We start from the raw sequence: 17,453 nt of genomic DNA on the forward strand, positions 1-17,453 counted from the left end.
ATGCGCCCCGCCTCCATGTAGCAATCGAGGCGCGGAAGATCGTCGTCTCCGGTGAGGCGGCTGGACTTCAAATCCAGTTGGGGCCGCCAGCGGTCCCGGGCAGGTTCGACTCCTGTGATCTTCCGCCAAAATGCCTCTACTGACGTTCACCAATCCCTTGTAATACGATTAAAACCAGACATTTTCTTCTGTTCATGATTCAATCGGCTTAACCGAGTTCTTTCTTAACATTTATTGCAATGGCGGCGACATGTCAGACAAAGACTTAACCCAGTCTCCGGCAGGCGAATTTAACAAATCAACAGCAGGCAGGAGAGATCGTCCCCGGCATTGATCATGTCAATCGCTTTATCCATCCGCTGATTGATAATTGGCGAATGCAAGGTTTTCTCGGCAAGGCTCGCCACAATCTTTAACACCGTTGCCTCATCAGGAGTTACTTCCAGCGATGTCACACTCAACAAATGCTTAATATAGAAATAATCGAGGATTAAACGGTAAACCTGGCGCATGATCGTTGAGAAATCAGCATCCGGAAAATGACAGTGGTAAATTTTGTAGGTCAGTAAATTGCGCAATACATGCGGGGCGCTAAGGATAGAATCCTGGCAAAGTTGCTGCCATTGCTTATCCAGAACTGCAAACTTGTCGACCAGATCCTGCTTATCCGTGCTGGCTGTAATGTTTAAATACGCCGCCATCTTCCGATGCACCCCAGCGATAATGTTATCCCTGGCGCCTTCATTCGCGATAAGTGAACCCAATGCCGACAGCGCGCGCACCTTCAATCCAACCGACTCCGTTGACGTTGAACGATGAATCAAACTTATACCTGCCGCCAGCTCGCTTAATAGTTCCTGATGATACTGTTCGGCCTGCGCAAAATGGCGATGCAGATCGAACTCAATGTGCTGCAGGTAAACCATAAACTGTGCCAGCGCCATCAGGTTCTCTTCAACGTTCAACGATGGCGCCTGTAGAAGGTGCCAGGCAAAGAGATGCACAATCTGTTGGATCTGATTAACCGGCTGCTGCCGGGCGATGATATTGTTTTTCGCCTTCGCCAGCAGCTCATCTTGTTCATGCACTAACATGCTGTCGGCATCGAACAATACCAGCCGGGCTACTTCTGGACATGAAAGCGTCATCGAATAACGAGTTGTATCCGCGTAGTGCTTTTTACAACGTGGATAAGTAGAACAGGTAACTGAAAGCGCGTTGCCTCCCAGCTCGCGATGAACCAGGCAGAGTTTATTTTCGTCGAGAAACGGACACTGCCCCTGCGCGTCCAGCTTAATTCTCGAATATCTTTGTTTACCTTTTCGCACCAGCATCAAATTCTCTTTCGCCAGGCTGGAGATTTCCGGATGGTGTGCGTTGAGGTAATCATGATGAGTTTTCTTGTCGATATCTATTTGCCATCCCTGACAACAGGAAATCAGGCAGTCAGGACCGACACAGGAAAACTTCTTCACAAACTCGGGTTTGATCACTTTATGGATTTGCATAACATTCTTCGCGTTTAAAAAGCGAACAGTAGCATGTTGTCAGAAAAAAATGATAACGCCATAACATGACGGTTTAATAAGCATTTCACGCGTTTCATAAAGATAAAGAATAATGCTCGACCTCATCAAATTACCCACGCTATTTGTCAGCGACGCTAATGCAAAATATTTCATTGCGACGTGATAAGAAATTTCGATGCTTTTGAATAACGACCTACGCAAACCATGAAGAATACTTATGAGAAGAATATTCATGGTTCCGACGAGAATAATATAAAAGCCTCACGGTCGATTTTATTTTTAGACTGCTTCTGGCTGGCGATAATAATGTCAGACGTATCAACGACCTGCCTGTTATTGATAAAGATGCGTAACTATTGCTGAAAGGCAACATAAATATGCTTTATATGAACAGAGCCATCCTTGCCATTTTTGCTATCATGCCTGCATACATAAACAACAAAACCGTATGCAGAGGGAAAAATGGGTTCCACCAGAAAGGGGATGCTGAACGTTCTAATTGCCGCCGTATTGTGGGGAAGTTCAGGTGTCTGCGCACAATACATCATGGAGCAAAGCCAGATGTCATCGCAGTTTCTTACCATGACGCGACTGATATTTGCCGGTTTTATTCTGCTAACGCTCTCCTTTGTCCACGGCGATAAAGTCTTCTCAATCATTAAAAATCATAAAGATGCCATCAGCCTGCTGATTTTTTCCGTTGTTGGCGCACTGACCGTCCAGCTGACTTTCTTACTGACAATTGAAAAATCCAATGCCGCTACAGCAACGGTGCTGCAATTTTTATCACCAACGATTATCGTGGCATGGTTCTCACTGGTACGTAAATCACGCCCCGGCATCCTGGTTTTTTGCGCCATTCTGACATCGCTGATTGGTACGTTTTTATTGGTGACACACGGTAATCCGACGTCATTATCGATCTCTCCTGCTGCGTTATTCTGGGGTATCGCCTCGGCATTTGCTGCCGCATTCTATACGACATACCCCTCAACGCTCATTGCCCGTTACGGCACGCTGCCCGTGGTCGGCTGGAGTATGCTCATTGGTGGTCTGATCCTGCTGCCCTTTTATGCCGGACAAGGAACAAATTTCGTGGTTAATGGCAGCCTGATTCTGGCGTTTTTCTATCTGGTGGTAATCGGAACTTCGCTGACTTTTAGTCTGTATCTGAAAGGCGCACAGTTAATTGGCGGGCCAAAAGCCAGCATTTTGAGCTGTGCAGAACCATTAAGTAGCGCGCTGCTCTCTTTACTGCTGCTGGGGATCACTTTCACATTACCTGACTGGCTGGGAACGCTGCTGATTCTGTCATCGGTGATTTTGATTTCAATGGATTCCCGCCGCCGCGCCAGAAAAATGTAATCGTCCGGCGCGGCGCGGTTGATAATTACCAGCCCGGCACCGCGCCACCGTTAAAGATAGTTTCTGCCGCTTTAGCAACTTCCGGTGATTGATAAGATTGCAAAAATTCCTTCACGTTTTCTGCATCCTTGTTATCTTCCCGCGCTACCAGAATGTTCACATACGGCGAATTTTTATCTTCAATAAATACGCTGTCATGCACCGGGGAAAGCCCGGTTTGCTGAATATAAGTCGTGCTGATAATCGCCACATCCACTTTCGGGTCGTCCAGTACGCGCGGCAACTGTGCCCCTTCCAGTTCCATAATCTGTAAATGACGCGGGTTATCGGTAATATCCAACGCCGTTGGCAGTAAACCTTTCCCCTCTTGCAACGTAATCAGTTTCTCTTTTTGCAACAGTAACAGCGCCCGCCCAAGGTTGGTCGGATCATTCGGAATCGCCACTGTCGCCCCATCTTCTAGCTGATCTACCGTTTTGATTTTTTTCGAATAGCCCGCCATGGGGAAGACAAAGGTATTCCCCACCGCCACCAGTTTATAACCGTGCGCCTGATTATCCTGTTCAAGGAAAGGGCGATGCTGGAATACATTGGCATCCAGTTCACCATGATTTGTTGCATCGTTCGGCAGCAATGAACCACTAAATCCAATCAGTTCAACCTCAAGGCCATACTTCTCTTTAGCCACTTTTTTAGCGACTTCCGCCACATCCTGTTCGGCACCGTTTATGACCCCAACTTTAATGTGTTTTGTATCGCTACTTTGCTGGTCGCAGCCTGCCAGTAGTATTCCTGCCAGTAATAACGCTACTCCTGTTCGTAGATGATGTGTTGTCAGTTTCATTTTTTATCCTTTTATTAATGATTACCTGACTATAGCGGTAAGGTCGCTGCGGTTAAAAAACGAAATGCTATCGATAAGAAGAAAAAGGAATAAAAGAGGAATATAAGGTCTGGCACTTCTTACTGAATACAAAAACGCGTTTCGTACAGCATGATTAGAGCGATGAAAACAAACTACACTTATGCTTCATTCGATGCCATTTGTAAAAAGGTAGAACTCATGAAACCAACGACGCTGCTTCTTATTTTCGCTGTTTTCGCGATGCCGGGTATCGTGTATGCCGAGTCGCCTTTTAGCTCGTTACAATCGGCGAAAGAGAAAAATACGGTATTACAGGATTTGCGAAAAATTTGTACCCCGCAGGCATCGTTATCAGATGAAGCGTGGGAAAAGTTAATGTTGTCTGATGAAAGCAATAAACAACACATACGCGAAGCCATCGTGGCGATGGAGCGTAATAATCAGAGTAACTACTGGGAAGCGTTGGGCAGGGTAGAATGCCCGGATATGTAAGAGCGGCAACAGCCACTGACCAACACTTCTTTAACCTGATATCAGGATTTCTTCATTTTCACCTTTGCAGTAACCAACAGCGCGGTAAGCAACATCAACGTGCCGGACAATATTAACGGCGAAGTCAGGCCAATGTTATCCAGTGCATAACCGCCAATTGCCGCGCCGCAGGTATTGGCAAGCTGAATAACAGCCACCTGAATAGATCCCGCCTTTTCTGCCTGGTCGGCTAATGAGCGGGTGATCCACGTTGACCAGCCCACGGGAATTAAAGCAAAGGTCAGCCCCCAGATAATCGCCACACCGGTAGCAACAATTTTATCGCTTCCCCACAACGTCAGTACCAGCGCACTAAGAGCAAGCACTAACGGTGCTCCCGCTAAGGCCAGTTTTACTGAACGTTTAAGAATGATCGACGAAAGCGACGTACCGACAAAACTGGCGATACCAAAACTCAGCAGTACCAGTGTTAAGCCATCCACGCCGAATCCCGCCAGATTCATATACACAGGACGAATATACGTGAAGAAAGCGAACTGCCCCGCAAAGGACATAAAGATAGCAATCATCCCGGCCATCACCCCCGGACGCTGCAACAGGCGGAAGGTATTTTGCTTCTGATGTGACGGTTCGCCAGGTAGCGAAGGCAATGATTTGATAATCCAGATAATACACAGCACGCCCATCACCGCTGCCGCATTAAAGACATTGCGCCAGCCGATAAGCTCGCCTAAAAAGCTGCCTAACGGCGCGGCAATCACCAGCGCAATAGAAACCGCGCCGAAGATCACCGACAGCGCCTTCGGCACCGTACGAGGCGGCACCAGACGCATGGTCAGCGACGCTGACATCGCCCAGAATCCGCCCAGCGCCAGCCCGAGACAGGCTCGACCGATTAATAACATTCTGAACGAGCTGGCAAAGGAAACCAGCAAGCAAGAGAGCGTCAGCAAGACGGCGAACAGAATGACAACGTAGCGGCGGTCGGTGGACTGAATTGTCTGGGTAATAAACAAACTGGCAAACATCGCCACAATGGCGGTCACAGTCACCGATTGCCCGGCAAGCCCTTCCGAAATCCCTAAATCCTGCGCCATCGGCGTCAGCAAACTAACAGGCAAAAACTCAACGATAATCAGGCAGGCGACGCAAAACGCCACCGAGAAAACGGCTGACCAGTTCGGTCGGGTGATGGCATCCGCGCCACAGTTTTCTTCGATATGTTCACTCATGGTGTTACCCGTGGCATGTTTCAGGGGAAAAGCCGGTCAGTTTAGCATTGAAATGTGTGACGCATTTAACGTTTTTGCAACTTTTACGGTGTTGCTTGAGCTGGAGTTAAGATCGAAACGGAACAGGGCAAAGATTACCGAATGCGGCATGAACGCCTTATCCCCCCTACAGGTCAGGCGCGGTCTGTAGGCTGATAAGACGAAGCGGTTTTAATGCAGCCAGTGAACGCCCTCGGCAGGCTGAAAGAATGCGTTATAGCGCATCTGAAAAGCATTAATATCCTGCATTTCAGGTTCGGTTTCGTGCAGAAAACCCAGCGCCAGCCTGACCTGAGCGTCGGTAATGGGAGCTGCGAGGCGGGCTTTTTGTAAAATCCGATGCCATTGCAACAGATTCTGTTCGCTGCCATCGACAATGACAATTTGCCAGATGAGCAACACCTGCGCAGCATTTTGCAGGTGCGACTCATCCGGGCGATGCAGATAACGTAAAAATTCGTCACCCGCTGACTTTCCCATCTGATCGACCATCGATTCGATGGGTACGACATCAATATTCAGCCGATCGCTCAGGCGGCGAATCGCCTTTCTGGCTCCGGATGTCAGCACCCGAAAACCAACCACAAACACCACCGCCAGCGTAGCGAGCATTATCCAGATCATGAGTTCTCCTGCGTAACTGACACTCATGATATCTGGAAACACTTATCAGATACTAATCCACCAGGATGATTTTCAGCGCAAACAGCGCCGCTACAACCACCACACACAGGTTCAGATCACGCCAGCGCCCGGTACAGACTTTCATAATGCAGTACGACATAAAGCCCAGCGCGATACCTTCGGTGATCGAGAAAGTAAAGGGCATCATCACAGTAGTAATAAATGCGGGCACCGATTCGGTAAAATCATCCCAGTTAACGCGCGCCAGACTTGAGGTCATTAACACGCCCACGAAGATGAGCGCCCCGGCAGTCGCATAGGGGGGAACCATTGCCACCAGCGGTGAGAAGAACATAACCAACAGGAACATAACGCCGACCACAACCGCAGTCAGCCCCGTGCGGCCACCGACCGCCACACCTGAAGTACTTTCAATATAGGCGGTAACAGACGAGGTGCCGATAAACGCACCCGCCACCGAACTGACGCTATCGACATACAGCGCCTTATTCATATTGGGGAATTTACCGTTACTATCTATTAAGCCAGCTTTATCAGTTACACCAATTAATGTTCCTGATGAATCAAATAAGTTGATCAGCATAAAGGAGAAAATGATACTGGCAAGTTCAAGCGACAACGCGCCGCTCAAATCGACTTCACCAATGACACCGCTAATATCGGGTGGAATGGAATAGATGCCGCTAAAATGAACATCACCGAAAAATAATCCACAGCAGGAAGTAACAACTATAGAAACCAACACCGCCGCATGAAAATTACGTGATGACAACACGGTTATAATAAAAAAACCTAAAATACCTAACAACACGCCGTGAGAACTTAAATCGCCAATCATAACCAGCGTATCTTTATTGGCGACAATAACACCGGTATTTTTTAATCCCATCAAGGCAATAAATAACCCGATCCCACTGGTGATACCAATACGTAAACTTAACGGAATGTTGGAAATCATCCAGTAACGGATACGAAAAAGCGTGAGCAAAAACAGTCCGATTGCGCCCCAAAATATGGCTCCCATCCCGGTCTGCCAGGAGATCCCCATCGCCCCCACGACCACGAATGCGAAGAAGGCGTTCAGCCCCATTGCCGGTGCCAGCGCCACGGGTAAGTTAGCAAATATCCCCATCGCAATGCTGCCAATACCGGCAATTAAACAGGTGGTGACAAATACCACTTTCGGATCCATTTGTGCCGCGCCAAGGATTTGCGGGTTAACAAAAACGATGTACACCATGGTTAAAAAAGTGGTCATCCCCGCAATCAATTCTGTGCGGACGGTGGTTCCATGTTGAGGAAGTTTAAATAATCGCGAAAGCGTCCCTGATTCATTACTCACGTAATCGGTATTGTCATTATTCATTTTTTTGTCCATTGAAGGAATTTTAAATCCTTGCTTTTGTAAAACAAATGACAACACTGGTTCAGTGATAATTATCACATTTCAATTGCACATTAATGGATATTCTTTAATAATCTCGCGACGTTTCTTTATGATAAATAATAATCAATTTGATAAAATCAAAATGAGAAAAACATGAATAATTCTATTAGCCATAAATTTCATTACATTAGTCGGAGCGAATACCAGGAATTGTTAGCCGTTTCCCGTGGCGAAGCCGTTGCCGATTATATTATTGATAATGTCTCTATTCTGGATCTGATCAATGGCGGAGAAATTTCCGGCCCGATTGTGATTAAAGGACGTTACATTGCTGGTGTTGGCGCAGAATACGTCAACGCTCCGGCTTTACACCGAATTGATGCTAACGGCGCAACGGCAGTACCAGGATTTATTGATGCTCACCTGCATATTGAATCCAGCATGATGACGCCGGTCACCTTTGAAACAGCCACCCTGCCACGCGGCCTGACAACTGTTATTTGCGATCCCCATGAAATCGTCAATGTCATGGGCGAAGCCGGATTCGCCTGGTTTGCCCGCTGCGCTGAACAGGCAAAGCAGAATCAGTATTTGCAAGTCAGCTCTTGCGTACCCGCACTGGAAGGCTGCGATGTAAACGGCGCCAGTTTTACCCTCGAACAGATGCTCGCCTGGCGAGATCACCCGCAGGTTACTGGCCTCGCGGAGATGATGGACTACCCAGGCGTAATTAGCGGGCAGGATGCGCTGCTCGATAAACTGGACGCATTTCGTCATCTGACGCTGGACGGTCACTGCCCCGGTTTAGGCGGTAAAGAGCTTAACGCCTATATTGCTGCCGGTATTGAAAACTGCCATGAGAGCTATTTGCTGGAAGAAGGCCGTCGGAAATTACAACTCGGCATGTCGTTGATGATCCGTGAAGGGTCCGCTGCCCGCAACCTCAACGCGCTGGCTCCGTTAATCAACGAATTTAATAGCCCACAATGTATGCTCTGTACCGATGACCGTAACCCGTGGGAAATCGCCCATGAAGGGCATATCGATGCCTTAATCCGCCGCCTGATCGAACAGCACAATGTGCCGCTGCATGTGGCATATCGCGTAGCCAGTTGGTCAACAGCACGCCATTTTGGTCTTAATCATCTCGGTTTACTGGCGCCCGGCAAGCAGGCCGATATCGTCCTGTTAAGTGATGCGCGAAAGGTCACGGTGCAGCAGGTACTGGTGAAAGGCGAACCGATTGACGCGCAAACCTTGCAAGCACAAGAGTCGGCGAGACTGGCGCAATCCGCCCCACCGTATGGCAATACTATTGCTCGCCAGCCGGTTTCCGCCAGCGACTTTGCCCTGCAATTTACCCCTGGAAAACGCTATCGGGTCATTGACGTTATCCATAATGAGCTGATTACGCACTCCCGCTCCAGTGTTTACAGTGAAAACGGTTTTGATCGCGATGATGTGTGCTTTATTGCCGTACTTGAGCGTTACGGGCAACGGCTGGCTCCGGCCTGTGGCTTGCTCGGCGGCTTTGGTTTGAATGAAGGCGCGCTGGCTGCGACGGTCAGCCATGACAGCCATAATATTGTGGTGATCGGTCGCAGCGCAGAAGAGATGGCGCTGGCGGTAAATCAGGTGATTCAGGATGGCGGCGGGCTGTGTGTTGTTCGTGACGGTCAGGTGCAGAGCCATCTACCGTTGCCTATTGCCGGGCTGATGAGCACCGACACGGCGCAGTCTCTGGCGGAACAAATTGACGCCCTGAAAGTCGCCGCCCGCGAATGTGGTCCGTTACCGGATGAACCGTTTATTCAGATGGCGTTTCTTTCCCTGCCAGTGATCCCCGCGTTGAAACTGACCAGCCAGGGCTTGTTTGATGGCGAGAAGTTTGCCTTCACTACGCTGGAAATTGCAGAATAAAAAAATGCCCGGCGTCATGCCGGGCAAAAGTCACCAGTTACGTTTATGCCACTGTCAACTGCTGAATTTTTTTCTCGCGGCGGATTTTGCGTTCTTCCATTACCGCGACTATCGCCATCAGGCAGATACAGCCAATTGCGGCGATATCCAGCGCGGCGAAGGTTCCAGCCCAGCCGGTGAGGCCGAATACCGGAGTACCATCGGCAATCATCCCCAGACCTAGCTTGGCAAAGCTGTCACCAATCAGGTAGGCGAAGGTGCCTTTAATCCCGTCGGCTGCGCCGATCGCTTTTTTCGGTACAAAGCCAACAGCCGCCACGCCAATCAACAGTTGCGGACCAAATACCAGGAAACCTAATGCAAAGAGAGAAGCCAGGTAGATATATTGATTGCTGGCGTGCTGATACACACCGAGTGTCGCGATAATCAGCGCCAGCGCGATGCAGGCGACCAGGCCACGGCGGCCGTTCGCCAGGTCAGAGAGCCAGCCCCACAGCAACGTACCGACCAGTGCGCCTGCTTCAAACAGCGTAAAGCCCTGAATCGCCACCGCTTTAGAGAGTTTCAGTTCCTGGAACGCGTACACGGTTGACCACTGGTCGATACCAATACGTACCACGTACAGGAAGATGTTGGCGAAGCACAGCAGCCAGATCACTTTGTTTTTCAGCACATACTCAACAAAGATCTGCCACTTGGTCATATCCGTGGACTCAGTCTCTTTGTCCTCTTCGCTGATCTCTTCACCAAACAGTTCTTCGGCTTTACCGAGGCCATAAGCTTCAGGGGAGTCACTGCCGTAACGCAGGCCGATAAAACCGACAATCAGCGCGATAATCGACGGAAAGATAAACATGCCGATCACATGACCGTCGAACAGGTAATTTGCACCGAACAGCGCCACACCCGCCGCGCCCGCGCCACCGAGGTTGTGGGAAATGTTCCAGAAACCGAGGAACGTCCCGCGCTTACGACGTGGCGTCCATTTGGTGATGGTGGAGTAACTGCATGAGCCGCCGGTACTCTGGAAAAAGCCGCTTAAGGCGTAGAAGGCAATCATCAGGAACAGGCTAACCGAGCCGCTGCCCATGCTGGCGCTGAAGCCCAGCATACAAATGGCGGAGAGGATCAGCATAAACGGCAGGAACTGTTTGGTGTTTTTGCCGTCGGCGTAGTAGGAAACCAGTGTTTTACCCACGCCGTAAGTGATGGAGAAGCCCAGGCCAATCATCCCCAGCTGCGTCATGCTCAACCCGTAAGTGGAGATCATGTCGTTCTGTGCAATGTTAAAGTTCTTGCGAATCAGATACATCGTCAGGTAGCCAATAAAGACCACCAGGTAGGATTGCATGAACGGTTTGAACCACATTTTGCGCCGCACTTCGAGCGGAAGATCCAGAGTCGGCTTGCGAACCTGGTTGAGGAAAGCCAGCATGGGTTACTCCTGATTTCCCATCATTCTTCAAGCCGCAGGTGCTTTAGCTGCATGTATTCCTGCAACTTGAATTAATTGGGGAAAGAATTAATGAATGATGGCATTGTAAAAATCAGCAGCCAATCAGGCCTGAGATAGTGTCCAGGCAAAACCTGGAAAATTTCTTAGTTTTGCCGGATATGAGGTAAAAAGGTGAGATGTATCACGCTTCGCGGGGTGCCTGAGCATTCAAAAAGGGCAGTAATAGCAAGGCCGAAATCCCGGCGGCAATAGAGATAACCACAAAAAAACCACTCCAGTGCCAGGTATCGAGCACTTTCGCCAGTGGCCAACCAGCAAGCGACGCTCCCAGGTAAGCAAACAAGCCGACAAACCCCGTCGCCGCCCCTGCCGCTTCTTTGTGGGAACACTCTGCCGCCGCCATACCGATTAACATCTGTGGGCCAAAAACAAAAAAACCAATGGTGAAGAAGCAAGTCGCCTGCATCACGTAGCTGGCAAAAGGCATCAGCCACAGCGAGCCGACTGAAAGCAAAATCCCGGCGGCGAAAATCAAATTCATCGGCCCACGATTACCATTAAATAGTTTGTCCGAACCCCAACCGGCAACCAGCGCACCGATAAATCCGCCCAGTTCAAACATCGTCACTGCTGTATTCGCCGTGACCAGATCGACGCCAAGCGTCTCGGACATGTACAAGTTGCCCCAGTCGTTGATCGCTGCGCGAACCACGTAGACCAGCACGTAGCAGAACGAAAGCAACCAGATATACGGATTCAGCAACACATATTTGGTGAGGATCTCTTTACGCGTCAGCCCTGCTCCTTCCTGCTGCTGGGCAACCTCCAGCGCGTCGTGCCGCCATTCGCCGACCGCCGGTAAACCTAATGCCTGCGGGCGATCGCGCAATCGCCAGCAGAGAAAAATCCCCACAACTATCGCCATACAGCCGGCAACCATCATCCCGATACGCCAACTGTAATGCAGCGCGACTGCCGCCATCACAATAGGGATTAACGCGCCGCCAACGTTGTGCGCCGTGTTCCATAACGCCCACCAACCGCCGCGCTCGGTACGTGAATACCAGGCGGTTAACAGCCGCGCACAAACTGGCGAACCCCAGCCCTGGAAAAAAGCGTTCAACACCCAGAGCACGGCAAACGCCCATAGCGAAGTGGAAAATCCAAACAGAATGTTGATGATGCCAGTCGCAATAAGCCCCATCCCCATAAAATAACGCGCATTTGAGCGGTCGCTGACAATGCCGGAAACAAACTTCGACAAGCCGTAGGTGATGTAAAACAGGGTTGCTAACAGGCCGATATCGCTACGACTTAGCACGCCAGTGGCGAGGATTTCCGGCATCGCGGCGTTAAAACTCTTACGCGTGAAATAAAACAGCGCATAGCCCAACCAGATTGTCAGCAAAATATGCCGACGCCAGTAGCGATAGCGGGCATCAATTTCACGTTTATCGCTTATCAGCGGCGCGTCGGCAGGCGCTTTCAGGAACTGCAACATCATCAAGCCTTACACATAACGTTGGGGTAGAGAGACACTGACGCGCGTGCCGTGCAGACAAGATATGGTCAAGGTGCCGCCCAACGCCGTTACGCGCTCGCGCATTCCAGTGAGACCAAAACCGTGTTGACCTGAATCTGGCGGCAAACCGCTACCATCGTCGTCAATCACCAGCATCAATCGCTCATCCTGCTGCCAGCCTTGCAGCGTGACCGCACTGGCATCGGCATGTTTCACAATATTGTTCAGCCCTTCCTGGCAGACTCGAAACAGCGTCACACGCTGGTTTTCACTTAATGCTGATTCATCTATCCGCCATTCGAGATGACTGACAATGCCGCGACCTTCCAGCTCCATTTCTCGCATCAGTGAACGGATAGCCTGCTCCAGGGTGAGATCATCCAACTGGCGCGGACGTAACCGCCCTAACAAGCGGCGCACCGCGTCGTAAACTCCCAGCGACAGTTGTTCGATTAACTGCCCGCTCTGCTTCACGCTGGCGTTATCTGCCGCCAGCCGCTGAACAATTCCCGCCTGAGTACGAATGGCAGTGATGGTCTGACCGATATCGTCGTGCAGTTCACGCGCCACATCGCGGCGCACGCTCTCTTCGGTTTCCAGCAAACGTTCGGCAAGATGCTGATTGCGTGCCAGCTCCTTTTGTAGCGACTGGTTAAGCTCACGCAGTCGCTGAATACCTGCGCCAAGTAACAGCCCCGTCAAACTTTGCACCAGAAGCGAGAGCAATAAATCTACCGGATGATCGCGCCATGTCTGGCTGGCAATCAGCGCAATGGCATTCATCAACGTCGCAATCAGCGCCCCTTGCCAACCATAGTGCCAGGCCAGAGCGATAATCGGCAGCGCCAGGCAGAATGGCGTAAAACGCGACAGTTCGTTCGGCAACCCCAGTTGCAGCCAGAGGCTGATAACAAACAGCAGCAAGTACCAAATCAGATGCCGCCCGCGCCAGTTTATCGGCTGAGAAACCAGCGACGGCCCCAGCGGCAGCCAGGTGTTATTCGCCAGGTAGTGCCAGAACACAAGGCAAACAGGAGCCAGCGTCAGACCACCAGTTAAGGTTAATAACAGCGCGTTCCACGATTCGTTACCATACCCGTGCCAAAGCCAGGGCAGCGACTGTAACAACGCTGCCGCCGTAAACGCAGCCCCCTGTAACAACAATGTGCGCCAGTCGCGCTGATGGCGAAAGCGGGAAATCAACGCCACGGGCAGTAACGTCAATAAACTACCGATCATCAATAACGGAAAATGCGTTAACCCGACAGCCTGCGTCAGCCAGTAAATCAGCAGCCATTCCGCGCCCAGCAACACGGGCCAGTATCCGCGCGGGCATTGCAACATCAGCCCCAGTCGCAGACCAAACGGAAACAGCAATACCGCCAGATCCGGTCGTTCAACCAGATGCAGGCTAATACTCCACAGGCAAAACCATGCGGCAGAGAAGATAAAAAAGCAGGAAATTACAGTATTTAAGCGGGAGAAAAATGTCTTCATCACCAGCCATCAAACATGCGGCGAGCCAGTTCAACATCGTTACTGACGCCCAGTTTGTCCATCAGATTAGCGCGATGTACGTGCACAGTTTTCGGCGACAAGCCCAGTTCAGCGGCAATCTCTTTCACCGCCATCCCTTGCGCCAGCTTTTCCGCCACCTGACGTTCGCGTTTGGTCAGCGGATCCTGGCGACCGGATGCCAGTTTAATGGCGATATCTGGCGTCAGATAACAGCCGCCCGTGGCAACGGTATGCACCGCAGCGATCAGTTCGTCCGGGCTACAGCGTTTGGAGAGAAAGCCGCGTGCGCCCGCATTGAGCGCCTGTTCAACCAGCGCCGGACTGTCATGAACGGAGAGCATAATCGTCGCCATACCTTTTGGAAGCTGGCTTAATAACTCCAGTCCGGAAATATCCGGCATGGAGATGTCGCAAATACACACCTGCACACCGCGCCCTGGCAACCCGGCCAGCGCCTCGCGCCCCGAACCAAACTCGGCAACTACCTGCAAATCAGGTTCCAGCCCCAGCAACTGCGCAAAGCCGGAGCGGACGATAAGGTGATCGTCTATAAGGGCAACGGTTATCATGGTCTTGTCCTGACGGGTAAAAAAAACGCGCTTACCTTAACGATAAGCGCGCCGCTGTTCAAGCCTTGAGCGGTTACTGAAAGAACACAGCAATCTTGTTAAACATGGTCGGGTCGGACTGATTACGCTGCACTTTTACCACATCTTCCAGTTTGTCGATCTGGCTTATCATCTGCTCCAGCCGCTGATCATCATTCACCAGTAGCCAGATATGGCTTTTGTCGCTGTCCTGAACAGGCAGACAGAGAATGCCTTCAACGTTAAAGGCGCGGCGGGCAAAAAGCCCACAAACATGCGTCATTACACCAGGATGGTTGCGAACGGTGAGTTCCAGAATCACGTTGTCATGAGTTGTATTTTGCATGGTTTATTCCCCCACCATTTCAGTATTCGCCGCACCTGGCGGCACCATCGGGTAAACTTTTTCTTCCGCATCAATCCGTACATGAATCAGTGCCGGACCAGGGCGATTAATAATTTCTTGCAACGCGGCCTGCGGATCGGCTTCATTATTCAAATCACACGTTTCGAGGCCGAATCCGGCGGCAATCTGCATAAAATTGATTTTGCCCGGATAGGTAGCGGCAAAAACACCCTGCTTGTAGAACAGACTTTGTTGCTGATGCACCAGCCCCAGAGCTTCGTTGTTCATCAGAATGATTTTGACATCAAGCTGGTTTTCGCTGGCGGTGGCCATCTCCTGAATATTCATCATCAGACTGCCGTCACCGGAAAAACACAACACTTTGCGATCAGGGTTCGCCAGCGCCGCGCCAATCGCCGCAGGCAGACCAAAGCCCATCGTTCCCAGCCCGCCAGAGGTCAGCCACTGACGTGGACGATTGAGCGGATAAGCCTGCGCCGTCCACATCTGATGTTGACCAACATCGGTGGTAATAATCGCGTTGTCATCCACGCAGGCGGCAACGGCATTAATCAGGCCGTAATGTGTTAACGGATCGCTCGCTTTTGGAATTGGACACGGGTATTCGCGCTGTAAATCAGCCACCAGTTGATGCCACTCTGCTCGCGGCTGGGCTTCCACCTGCGGGATCAGTTGCGCCAGCACGTCATCGACATCCGCCTGAATCGCTACATGCGGTTGCTTCACTTTACCCAGCTCTGCGCGGTCGATATCCACATGGATGATTTTGGCGTTCGGACAGAACTCCTCGGTTTTGCCAATCGCCCGGTCATCAAAACGTGCTCCGAGAACAATCAGCAGATCCGCCTCCTGCAAGATATAGTTGGTGCTGCGCACGCCGTGCATCCCCAGCATACCCAGCGACAGTGGATGCGCTTTTGGCAACATGCCCAGCGCCATTAAGGTCATAGTGGTGGGCAATTGCGCTTTCTCTGCCAGTTCACGCACCCGCTCAGGTGCGTTGATCACACCGCCGCCCAGATAAAGTATCGGACGTTTGGCAGCGTTAATCATCGCTGCCGCATCACAAATACTCTCTTCGCTAAAGGCGGGTGCGGCGGCTTTTTCTGCCATAGCCGGCTGTTCTTCAATCTCAAAAACCGCTGTTTGCACATCCTTAGGAATGTCTATCCACACCGGGCCAGGACGGCCTGATTGCGCAATGCGGAAGGCATCGCTCATGACCTGCGGGAGTTCTTCGATATGCCTGACCAGATAGTTATGTTTGGTGATGGGGATAGAGATGCCGTAGGTATCAACTTCCTGAAAGGCGTCGGTGCCAATCATCGAGGCCGGAACCTGACCGGTGATGCAAATCAGCGGGATGGAGTCCAGCCGCGCATCGGCAATGGCGGTCACCAGGTTAGTCGCCCCCGGCCCACTACAGGCCATGCAAACCGCTGGTTTGCCGTCGGTACGCGCCATCCCCTGGGCGATAAATCCCGCGCCCTGTTCGTGACGAGCCAGAATATGGCGGATTTGCGTGCTTTGGCTTAAGGCGTCATAGACAGGGAGAATCGAGCCGCCCGGTATCCCCGTCACAATCTTAATGCCCTGCTGCTCCAGAAAATGAACGATAAATTCTACGCCGGTAAAACGCTTGCGTGTCGATGTTATGCCCGAACTTGCCATGCTCCAGTCCTTTTCTTTTGAGCCGACTTTCCGGGGGTGCTTAAACGAAAAACCCCGCCCGGTTTGCGCCGGCGGGGTTTTGGAATCGTGTGTTGTTCCAGTCCCTACGGCGCATTGCCGACGACCACCACCACACGCACGACGACCACTGCGGCGGATGGCGCAGTTGGTAGTAGTTTTGCGTTGAGCATGGAAATAGTCATTGGGGACCTTGTTGGTTTTGTGTTTAACAATATTTATACAAGCACAGGTTTACAGGGGAGACAATGGAAAATTTTTCATCAAGGGAAAATTGAGGGATTGATCACGTTTTGTACTGAAATCGCAGGTAACAAAAAACCCCGCCGGAGCGAGGTTTCGTCAGCCGCTTGCAGCTGGTAACCGCAAAGCACACTGTATTATGTCAACACTGAAAGTATACGCATTCTATGAAGAACGCGCAATTTCGGCACGAATTTTGACTTATTTAGCGCATAGTTGAGTATCGATCACAGTTTGCGTTTTGTCTAAAAATTACTGTTTATTTATACAGTGCAATTCTATAATATCACTGTACGCAATGTGTTATGCGGGGCCGCATCGTTACCCGGCGCACTAAGTCCTGGCTGAAACGGGTGGTGCCGTCAGCGCCTTAACCCCGCGTGAGCACACTGTGTTATGTCAACAGCACAACGTTTCTCCTTGAGATACCGCGTGCACAACAGCCGACCACAGGCAGCGGAAAGGTACGTCGGCTGGTAGTGCTCCTGAACCACAGGAGACGCGTATGAGCCTGGTGGATATCGCCATTCTTATCCTCAAACTCATTGTTGCAGCACTGCAACTGCTTGATGCTGTTCTGAAATATCTTAAGTAATT

General features: G+C 50.8%; 15 protein-coding genes, 1 tRNA gene and 1 pseudogene. 5 read left to right on the plus strand and 12 right to left on the minus strand.

Annotated features, from left to right (window positions below):
• The first annotated feature begins 33 nt into the window (after positions 1 to 33).
• A tRNA-Sec gene (locus WC5_RS15215) sits at positions 34 to 128 on the plus strand.
• 162 nt (positions 129 to 290) lie between these two features.
• Here the strand turns inward: WC5_RS15215 and fliB are convergent.
• Entirely contained in the window at positions 291 to 1,508 is a 1,218-nt protein-coding gene (gene fliB, locus WC5_RS15210; protein ID WP_001165571.1) for a flagellin lysine-N-methylase, read from the minus strand.
• A gap of 483 nt (positions 1,509 to 1,991) precedes the next feature.
• Between fliB and WC5_RS15205 the strand changes: the two are divergent.
• Positions 1,992 to 2,916 (plus strand): annotated as a pseudogene (locus tag WC5_RS15205) (carboxylate/amino acid/amine transporter).
• 3 nt (positions 2,917 to 2,919) lie between these two features.
• On the opposite strand, the gene nlpA reads toward WC5_RS15205, so the two are convergent.
• On the minus strand, positions 2,920 to 3,738 hold the full coding sequence (gene nlpA, locus WC5_RS15200; RefSeq protein ID WP_000779442.1) for a lipoprotein NlpA: 819 nt from the start codon (positions 3,736 to 3,738) through the stop codon (positions 2,920 to 2,922).
• A 219-nt stretch (positions 3,739 to 3,957) separates the two neighbouring features.
• Between nlpA and yicS the strand changes: the two genes are divergently transcribed.
• Positions 3,958 to 4,251: a protein YicS gene (yicS, locus tag WC5_RS15195; RefSeq protein ID WP_010350505.1), complete on the plus strand. Its 294-nt coding sequence runs from the start codon at positions 3,958 to 3,960 to the stop codon at positions 4,249 to 4,251.
• A 41-nt stretch (positions 4,252 to 4,292) separates the two neighbouring features.
• On the opposite strand, the gene nepI is transcribed toward yicS, so the two are convergent.
• The 3 genes from nepI to adeQ form a co-directional block, all read right to left on the minus strand.
• Positions 4,293 to 5,483 carry a purine ribonucleoside efflux pump NepI gene (gene nepI / locus WC5_RS15190; RefSeq protein ID WP_001289203.1) on the minus strand — a complete coding sequence of 397 codons (1,191 nt, stop codon included), beginning with the start codon at positions 5,481 to 5,483 and terminating at the stop codon, positions 4,293 to 4,295.
• Positions 5,484 to 5,693: 210 nt separating this feature from the next.
• Positions 5,694 to 6,146 (minus strand): DUF1198 domain-containing protein, encoded by a 453-nt coding sequence (locus tag WC5_RS15185; RefSeq protein WP_010350501.1) that lies wholly within the window; start codon positions 6,144 to 6,146, stop codon positions 5,694 to 5,696.
• A 52-nt stretch (positions 6,147 to 6,198) separates the two neighbouring features.
• Positions 6,199 to 7,533 (minus strand): adenine permease AdeQ, encoded by a 1,335-nt coding sequence (adeQ, locus tag WC5_RS15180; RefSeq protein ID WP_016231519.1) that lies wholly within the window; start codon positions 7,531 to 7,533, stop codon positions 6,199 to 6,201.
• A 174-nt stretch (positions 7,534 to 7,707) separates the two neighbouring features.
• Here adeQ and adeD point away from each other — a divergent pair, with 174 nt between their 5' ends.
• On the plus strand, positions 7,708 to 9,474 hold the full coding sequence (gene adeD, locus WC5_RS15175; RefSeq protein WP_001065764.1) for an adenine deaminase: 1,767 nt from the start codon (positions 7,708 to 7,710) through the stop codon (positions 9,472 to 9,474).
• 43 nt (positions 9,475 to 9,517) lie between these two features.
• Here the strand turns inward: adeD and uhpT are convergent, their stop codons facing one another.
• The 7 genes from uhpT to ivbL form a co-directional block, all read right to left on the minus strand.
• Positions 9,518 to 10,909 carry a hexose-6-phosphate:phosphate antiporter UhpT gene (gene uhpT / locus WC5_RS15170; protein WP_000879190.1) on the minus strand — a complete coding sequence of 464 codons (1,392 nt, stop codon included), beginning with the start codon at positions 10,907 to 10,909 and terminating at the stop codon, positions 9,518 to 9,520.
• 202 nt (positions 10,910 to 11,111) lie between these two features.
• The gene (uhpC, locus tag WC5_RS15165; protein WP_010350496.1) at positions 11,112 to 12,431 is read right to left on the minus strand and encodes an MFS transporter family glucose-6-phosphate receptor UhpC; all 1,320 of its coding nucleotides are present in this window, start codon (positions 12,429 to 12,431) and stop codon (positions 11,112 to 11,114) included.
• Positions 12,432 to 12,440: 9 nt separating this feature from the next.
• Complete coding sequence (gene uhpB / locus WC5_RS15160; protein WP_016231520.1) at positions 12,441 to 13,949, minus strand: signal transduction histidine-protein kinase/phosphatase UhpB; 1,509 nt, start codon at positions 13,947 to 13,949, stop codon at positions 12,441 to 12,443.
• Positions 13,949 to 14,539 carry a response regulator transcription factor UhpA gene (gene uhpA / locus WC5_RS15155; protein ID WP_000633666.1) on the minus strand — a complete coding sequence of 197 codons (591 nt, stop codon included), beginning with the start codon at positions 14,537 to 14,539 and terminating at the stop codon, positions 13,949 to 13,951. Before uhpA ends, uhpB begins: the two co-directional genes overlap by 1 nt.
• Before the next feature lie 73 nt (positions 14,540 to 14,612).
• Positions 14,613 to 14,903, minus strand: a complete 291-nt coding sequence (gene ilvN / locus WC5_RS15150) for an acetolactate synthase small subunit (RefSeq protein WP_001181709.1) — start codon at positions 14,901 to 14,903, stop codon at positions 14,613 to 14,615.
• Positions 14,904 to 14,906: 3 nt separating this feature from the next.
• On the minus strand, positions 14,907 to 16,595 hold the full coding sequence (gene ilvB / locus WC5_RS15145) for an acetolactate synthase large subunit (protein ID WP_000168416.1): 1,689 nt from the start codon (positions 16,593 to 16,595) through the stop codon (positions 14,907 to 14,909).
• A gap of 104 nt (positions 16,596 to 16,699) precedes the next feature.
• Positions 16,700 to 16,798 carry an ilvB operon leader peptide IvbL gene (gene ivbL, locus WC5_RS15140; RefSeq protein WP_016159932.1) on the minus strand — a complete coding sequence of 33 codons (99 nt, stop codon included), beginning with the start codon at positions 16,796 to 16,798 and terminating at the stop codon, positions 16,700 to 16,702.
• A 563-nt stretch (positions 16,799 to 17,361) separates the two neighbouring features.
• Here ivbL and tisB point away from each other — a divergent pair.
• On the plus strand, positions 17,362 to 17,451 hold the full coding sequence (tisB, locus tag WC5_RS15135; protein ID WP_000060506.1) for a type I toxin-antitoxin system toxin TisB: 90 nt from the start codon (positions 17,362 to 17,364) through the stop codon (positions 17,449 to 17,451).
• Positions 17,452 to 17,453: the final 2 nt, after the last annotated feature.

This window comes from Escherichia sp. KTE114, from assembly GCF_000407765.1.
Taxonomy (GTDB): Bacteria; Pseudomonadota; Gammaproteobacteria; order Enterobacterales; family Enterobacteriaceae; genus Escherichia; species Escherichia ruysiae.

Bases quoted from the DNA above. Each gene is read 5' to 3' on its own strand.
- fliB (WP_001165571.1), bottom strand. From the start codon at position 1,508: ATGCAAATCCATAAAGTGATCAAACCCGAGTTTGTGAAGAAGTTTTCC.
- nlpA (WP_000779442.1), bottom strand. From the start codon at position 3,738: ATGAAACTGACAACACATCATCTACGAACAGGAGTAGCGTTATTACTG.
- yicS (WP_010350505.1), top strand. From the start codon at position 3,958: ATGAAACCAACGACGCTGCTTCTTATTTTCGCTGTTTTCGCGATGCCG.
- nepI (WP_001289203.1), bottom strand. From the start codon at position 5,483: ATGAGTGAACATATCGAAGAAAACTGTGGCGCGGATGCCATCACCCGA.
- WC5_RS15185 (WP_010350501.1), bottom strand. From the start codon at position 6,146: ATGATCTGGATAATGCTCGCTACGCTGGCGGTGGTGTTTGTGGTTGGT.
- adeQ (WP_016231519.1), bottom strand. From the start codon at position 7,533: ATGAATAATGACAATACCGATTACGTGAGTAATGAATCAGGGACGCTT.
- adeD (WP_001065764.1), top strand. From the start codon at position 7,708: ATGAATAATTCTATTAGCCATAAATTTCATTACATTAGTCGGAGCGAA.
- uhpT (WP_000879190.1), bottom strand. From the start codon at position 10,909: ATGCTGGCTTTCCTCAACCAGGTTCGCAAGCCGACTCTGGATCTTCCG.
- uhpC (WP_010350496.1), bottom strand. From the start codon at position 12,431: ATGTTGCAGTTCCTGAAAGCGCCTGCCGACGCGCCGCTGATAAGCGAT.
- uhpB (WP_016231520.1), bottom strand. From the start codon at position 13,949: ATGAAGACATTTTTCTCCCGCTTAAATACTGTAATTTCCTGCTTTTTT.
- uhpA (WP_000633666.1), bottom strand. From the start codon at position 14,539: ATGATAACCGTTGCCCTTATAGACGATCACCTTATCGTCCGCTCCGGC.
- ilvN (WP_001181709.1), bottom strand. From the start codon at position 14,903: ATGCAAAATACAACTCATGACAACGTGATTCTGGAACTCACCGTTCGC.
- ilvB (WP_000168416.1), bottom strand. From the start codon at position 16,595: ATGGCAAGTTCGGGCATAACATCGACACGCAAGCGTTTTACCGGCGTA.
- ivbL (WP_016159932.1), bottom strand. From the start codon at position 16,798: ATGACTATTTCCATGCTCAACGCAAAACTACTACCAACTGCGCCATCC.
- tisB (WP_000060506.1), top strand. From the start codon at position 17,362: ATGAGCCTGGTGGATATCGCCATTCTTATCCTCAAACTCATTGTTGCA.